7 protein-coding genes are annotated in these 6000 nt (G+C 50.5%); 4 read left to right on the forward strand and 3 right to left on the reverse strand.

Translation table 11 applies throughout. The annotated features are described in order from the left end of the window. The first annotated feature begins 86 nt into the window (after positions 1–86). From QEH59_RS16425 to QEH59_RS16435, 3 genes are all read left to right on the forward strand, one after another. Entirely contained in the window at positions 87–1220 is a 1134-nt protein-coding gene (locus tag QEH59_RS16425; RefSeq protein WP_308986474.1) for an NAD(P) transhydrogenase subunit alpha, read from the forward strand. A gap of 56 nt (positions 1221–1276) precedes the next feature. After that, positions 1277–1855 carry a hypoxanthine phosphoribosyltransferase gene (hpt, locus tag QEH59_RS16430; RefSeq protein ID WP_308986475.1) on the forward strand — a complete coding sequence of 193 codons (579 nt, stop codon included), beginning with the start codon at positions 1277–1279 and terminating at the stop codon, positions 1853–1855. A gap of 335 nt (positions 1856–2190) precedes the next feature. Then, positions 2191–2835, forward strand: coding sequence for a response regulator (locus tag QEH59_RS16435; protein WP_308986476.1), 645 nt, complete (start codon positions 2191–2193; stop codon positions 2833–2835). A gap of 26 nt (positions 2836–2861) precedes the next feature. Here QEH59_RS16435 and QEH59_RS16440 read toward each other — a convergent pair whose 3' ends face one another. Continuing rightward, a complete protein-coding gene (locus tag QEH59_RS16440; RefSeq protein WP_308986477.1) occupies positions 2862–3698 on the reverse strand; it encodes a sirohydrochlorin chelatase in 837 nt (278 codons plus the stop codon). Positions 3699–3761: 63 nt separating this feature from the next. Between QEH59_RS16440 and QEH59_RS16445 the strand changes: the two genes are divergently transcribed. Then, positions 3762–4385 (forward strand): OmpA family protein, encoded by a 624-nt coding sequence (locus QEH59_RS16445; RefSeq protein WP_308986478.1) that lies wholly within the window; start codon positions 3762–3764, stop codon positions 4383–4385. Between the two features lie 72 nt (positions 4386–4457). On the opposite strand, the gene QEH59_RS16450 is transcribed toward QEH59_RS16445, so the two are convergent. Beyond that, positions 4458–5024, reverse strand: a complete 567-nt coding sequence (locus QEH59_RS16450) for a hypothetical protein (protein ID WP_308986479.1) — start codon at positions 5022–5024, stop codon at positions 4458–4460. A 190-nt stretch (positions 5025–5214) separates the two neighbouring features. Further along, positions 5215–6000: YadA C-terminal domain-containing protein (locus tag QEH59_RS16455; RefSeq protein ID WP_308986480.1), on the reverse strand; the 786-nt coding region annotated here is incomplete at its 5' end.

Below are 6000 nucleotides of genomic sequence, written 5' to 3' on the forward strand. Positions count from 1 at the left end.
GATACGTCTCGTACGTATCCGGCTTTTTCGTCCCCGACTTCGCACTTGCCGAGAATCCTAACTAGCACTCTAATATACAATGAACTATGAAACGTCTATTCGCCCCCCGAGAATCGCACCCCGCCGAAACCCGTACCGCCATCGTCCCGGCAACTGTCAAAAAGCTTAAGGACTTGGGTCTCGACGTCTGTGTCGAAACAGGCATCGGCCTACGATCCGACTTCGATGATGAAGCCTATCAAACAGCTGGAGCTGAAATCATCCCAAACAGCGCCGCTGGCTACGCCACGGCCGACATAGTGATACGGGTGCGCAAACCACAGGCGGCGGAACTGGACGCCTTACGCCCCGGCACGCTGCACATTAGCTTCCTCGACCCCTTCAACGAACCGCAGCTGATCGCCGACCTAGCCAAGCGCGAACTGGCAAGCATCAGCATGGAAATGATCCCTCGCAGCACACTCGCTCAAAAAATGGATGCACTATCCTCCCAAGCGAATCTGGCTGGCTACGCAGCTGTCATTATGGCAACGGACCGCATGCGTAAAATCTTGCCAATGATGATGACGCCCGCCGGCACGATCTCCCCAGCGCGCGTTTTTGTCATCGGCGTAGGCGTCGCGGGACTACAGGCCATCGCCACCGCGAAACGCCTGGGCGCCCGCGTGGAAGCCTTTGACACCCGCCCCGTGGTGGAAGATCAGGTCAAATCACTCGGTGCCAAATTTATCAAAGTCGACCTCGGCACCACTGGACAAACTGACCAGGGCTATGCCCAAGCGCTCAGCCCCGAACAAATGGAGAAACAGCGGCAAGAAATGGCCAAGGCCTGTGCACGCGCAGACATCGTGATCACCACTGCCAAACTCTTTGGTCGCAAGGCCCCAGTGATTCTGGATGAAGGCGTGCTGGCACAGATGCAAAACGGTAGCATCGTCATCGACTTCGCAGTCGAGTCTGGTGGTAACGTCGTAGGCTCCAAGATCGGCGAAGAAATCGTCACTCCCCATGGAGTGCGCGTGATCGGCCCGGAAAACTTAGAGGGTTACTTCCCCAAAGATGCCTCACTCATGCTCGCCTCCAATTTCTACAATTTAATTGAGCATTTTTGGGACAGAGAAGCCCAGAACTTTCAATTCCGAGAGGAGGACGAAATCCTCCAAGGCTGCCTGATCACTCGCGGTGGCGAAATCGTGCACACACGTTTTAAAGACGCATAAAGTAAGAATCTACAGAACGGCTTGATATCTGCTTAGCACTCGATAATAACTTTTCCATGCAAACAAACGACCCAGCTTATAATCCACTCGACGATATCGATCAAGTCCTTGTAGACGAAACCACGATCAAAAACCGGTTAAAAGAACTTGGGAAAGAGATTAATCAAGCTTATGAAGGCCGCGATGTTGCTGTCATCGCAATCATCAATGGAGCGATCATCTTTGTAGCCGACCTGATCCGCGAACTTAGCATTCCATTACAGCTGGATTGTATACGTATTTCCAGCTACCGCGACGACACAAAGCCAACACAGGCACCGGAAGTCATAGATAAGATTCGACTCGACCTCAAGGGGCTCGACGTACTCATCATCGATGATATCTTAGACTCTGGAAATACTCTGGCTCGCGTCACCGAAATGTTCCGTGCTATGGAACCTGCCTCACTCAAAACATGCGTTTTACTCGACAAAAAGACTACTCGCAGCGTTGACTTCGAAGCTGACTTTGTTGGATTTCGCATACCAGATGAATTCGTCGTCGGCTATGGCTTGGATTTCGCAGAGCGTTATCGCCAACTCCCCTGTATCGGCATACTCCGCCCAGAACTGCAAAACCCGCCTGAATGGTCGTAAAATACCCAGTCAACTAACATCATAGGGAATTACTACAAGCAGAGACGATACCACGCCCAAACCAGCGGCGCTCAGACTTCCGAGATGGCATCAAGCGTAAACACGCTATACAATTTGCTATAAAATCGAACAATTGAGCACATACAGAGTCTGTATTGAGCTCGCCATCGCTTATTTTTACCCCTTAGATGCAAGTAAAGTTCAAGGTTTCCTGCAGACTACCAATCTGAGTTAAACCTAGGCTCACGCTTAACTCAGCCACCAATTGACAAGCCCCCCCCCTTTTTTCACCACTTCCGCTAGAATGCCATAGTGTAGCCAACCACCTCATCATCATGAAGACAGTAGCCATAATTGAAGACCAAACCGCCATTCGAGAAATGGTCAGTCAGGCGGTAATCGATCAAGACGCTTTCAACGTAATCATTGAAAGCGGGGACGGGCAAGAAGGCTGCGATGCCTGCCTGGAGCAAAAACCAGAGTTTGTCATTCTGGATGTGATGCTACCCAACCTTAATGGCACCGAGATACTACGCGTATTCCGAGAAAAACTCCCGGCCACTCAAGTACTCATCTTCTCAGGCTACCAAAGCCCAAGCTTAGTGCGTGAACTATTACAAGCAGGCGCTCACGGGTTCGTCGAAAAGTCCGCCCCACTGGCAGAACTGCGCAAAGGCATTGAAATCGTTTCCAGTGGAGGAAGTTATTTCGGGCCCGAAGTTGCACTTCTGCTACGCGACGCCATGGCTGACCCAAAATCAAGCGAGTCCGGCATCAACATCTTAACCAAACGAGAACGCGAAATCCTCCAGCTAATCGCCGAAAGTCACAGCACACGTGAAATTGCCACCAAGCTCGACATCAGCGTCAAAACAGCAGAAAATCACCGCACCAACCTAATGCGAAAGCTGGATTTACACGACGTAGCAAGCCTCACCCGCTATGCGATCAACAACGGCCTCATTTCAATCGGCAGTTAAACTCCCCCAGATCGCTCAGACAATGTTCAGGCCCCTGCTGAATACCACACAGCATCAAATCGGTCCTCTAGAATATCCATCAGCAGCGAATGCTCTCCCAACAGTGGAGTCGTTTCAATCTGCTCAAATGCTCCTGTCGTTAGCAGCTGATCACAAATATCCGCAACATCCCCCCCGAGGCCCGCATGGCGCCCAGGCAGCAGAAAGAACATAGCCAAAACCAAGCGCCCTCCTGCAAACTGATTGATTTGCCCAAGATCCTGCAGTAACGGATCATTAAAAGCATAGGCAGCTCCCGGCCGGCGCTCCATGGAACAGGGCAACACAGCGCCCACAGACAGCTCCAACTCTTCCGCCAACTGCCCAGCCACTACATTACGCACGCGGTTCACCTCTACAATCGGTGAACCATGATCCACCAAGGCGACCCTGGACTCAGCCTCTCCCCACAAAGCCCGCACTTGCTGTGCGAGGATTTGGGCCAGACGTCGATCCGGCGCCTCCAAATCCACCCCTGCAAGAACAGGAGCAATCCTCACATTGAGATCGGGATATTCCTGCTTAAATTCCTCAATTAAGCGTGGAAGATACTCAGAAATGGCCAAACTCGGCCCCAAAAATAATGGTACACATATAAATTCCCGCATCCCCAGATCCAAATATTCCCGCAAGCGTCGCTTCACAATTGTGGCAGGCACGCCAGCCAGTTCTCGGATTGGCACCTTACAAGAATGCAAGAGGCTTACTGGCTCAACTGGCAACTGAATCCGCTCAGAAAGTGCCTGAGCGAGTACACGCAGGCGAATCACCGCTTGAGCACGCAGCGATCCATTATCTACCAGGAACACTATAGGGGTCGCCATAAATAAAACATAAGAATCAACAATTTATACACACACACAAAGGAAAATGTTTGCGAGATACAAATGATGCCACCACATTCTGGCATCATGAACAAAACCGCCCGCACTTTTCTGACCCTACTCTTGGCTGTTTGCCTTCTTCCCGCCTGCACACGCAAACAAGCGCCTTCCCAATACGGCAACCAAACAGGAACCGGCAATAGCGGGTTAAATGGCACAAGCGACTACGGCGGCGACTACATCCCGGAAGGCTCCTTCGACCTAAGCTTGGATGACAGTGCCAATGGTGGCCTCATCGCGCGCGAAGGCAATGGAATCGAGAATGGCATGTATGAAGGCTTCACGATGGTCGAAGGGGTTCTGCCTTCCGTTTACTTCGACTTTGATTCTTCCTCAGTAGCCGCCTCCGAGCGAGCAAAACTGCAACAAGCCGCAGACTACTTACAGCAAAACTCCGGTTATCACATTCTGATCGAAGGTCACTGTGACTGGTATGGCACTAGCGAATATAATCTAGCCCTTGGCGATCGTCGCGCCAGCAGCATCAGTGACTACCTAGGCACTCTGGGGATTACACCGCTACGCGTCGAGAAACTATCCAAAGGCAGCCTCGAGGCCACCAGCGGACTATCTAAATCACAGTCTTCACAAGATCGACGCGCAGACCTCATCCTACTGAAAAAGTAGTTTTGTAGAAACCTGGCCTCGAAGTGATCCCACGCAGGCTCCGCCCAGCACTCGAGCAGATCCCCTCGGCTGCTACTGCAGCAAATTAATCGACTCACTCCAATCTCGACTTGCTCCAATAAAATCAAGCAAATACTCAGAGCTACGCTTGACCACACTCGCTTCCTTTTCCCGGCCATTAAACAAAGTCACCACCTCTTGATTAATTAAATCAAGCTTACGATTAGGATCCAAATCCTGAGGAAAAGTCGCCGCACTGACCCTCGCGAACGTTGTCCAAGTCAGTTCAGGATCAGCACCGGGATTGTCTGAAGATGGGCTAGCCTCCCGATAGTAAAGATTAAAAACAGTCACAGAATGATCCTTGCTTGATTCGGTAAGCGCAGTAAACGGCAAAACCTGAAAGCCAATTTGAGCAAGCCGCTTCTCTACGATAGTTTTTAGCTCCGCGCCCAATGGTGCAGCTGAATTCCATTTAAGCGCGCCAGTATCATCGACACGGTAAGATAAAACATCAATTGGTTGCCCCTGAGAATCGAGTCGCAATGCAGGGAACACGTATACTTGCGAAGGAATCTCCTTTCGTCCATCAGCAACACTTGCATGCGCTTTCGCCAGAAAAGACCACTTAGGAATCATTAACGGGGATGCATCCTCCTGAACACGAGACTGCTCAGAGCGACGACAACCGGAACATAAAATCAGACTGATAAGCGTTAGCGCGATAATTCTCATGGACTGTAGATTGCTTGGTTATAGCTAAAGTTCTAGTAAAAAAAAAGAGCCGCCATTTTCATGGCGACTCTTGTAAAACGATTCGATCAGAAGACTACCACTGGTAGCCAACGCCAGCCTTAACTACAGACTCTTCGAAATCAGTAGTCGAAGCAGCGCCGAAGTTAATTTGCCAGTTTTCGTTGATACGACGTGCGTAGTTCAACGACATACCCGTCTCACCATCAAAGTGAGCGGCAGCAACGTCGAGCGCATTGGTCATACCTGGAAGCACTGTGGTGTGCTGAAGAGCAGCCACCATAGCAATACCACGGCTATTACGTTCGATTTGCTTCTTGTTCTGGCTGACTTGCTGTTCGTAAGCATCGATGCGCGAATCCAGACTATTCAACTGGGTTTGAACACCAACGGTGCTACCACCGATGAAGACATCGCCACTAGTATAGATATCACCCGCAACATCGAGATCAGCATCCACATCAACAACAGAGACTGCACCACCACCAAGGATGAGAGAGCCGTCATTTGAAGTGATACGGTGCGCACCTGCAGTGTCGTCAAGGATGAACGATGAATCACCGATGTGGATACCGTCAGCTTCGCGACGGATCAGGTCAGTGCGATCATCGATTTCCTGCTGAATTGTCGCAGCATTCGACACGATATCAGTTTGATTGGATACGATATTTGTATTGTTGGAAGCGATGTCACCCGCATTCGATACAATGTTGGTATTGTTGGAAGCGATGTCACTTGCATTCGATACGATGTTGGTATCGTTGGAAGCGATGTCACTTGCATTCGATACGATGTTGGTATCGTTGGAGGCGATGTCACTTGCATTCGATACGATGTTGGTATCGTTGGAGGCGATGTCACT

Origin of the sequence: Thalassobacterium sedimentorum (assembly GCF_031127905.1) — a bacterium.
GTDB classification, from domain to species: domain Bacteria; phylum Verrucomicrobiota; class Verrucomicrobiia; order Opitutales; family Coraliomargaritaceae; genus Thalassobacterium; species Thalassobacterium sedimentorum.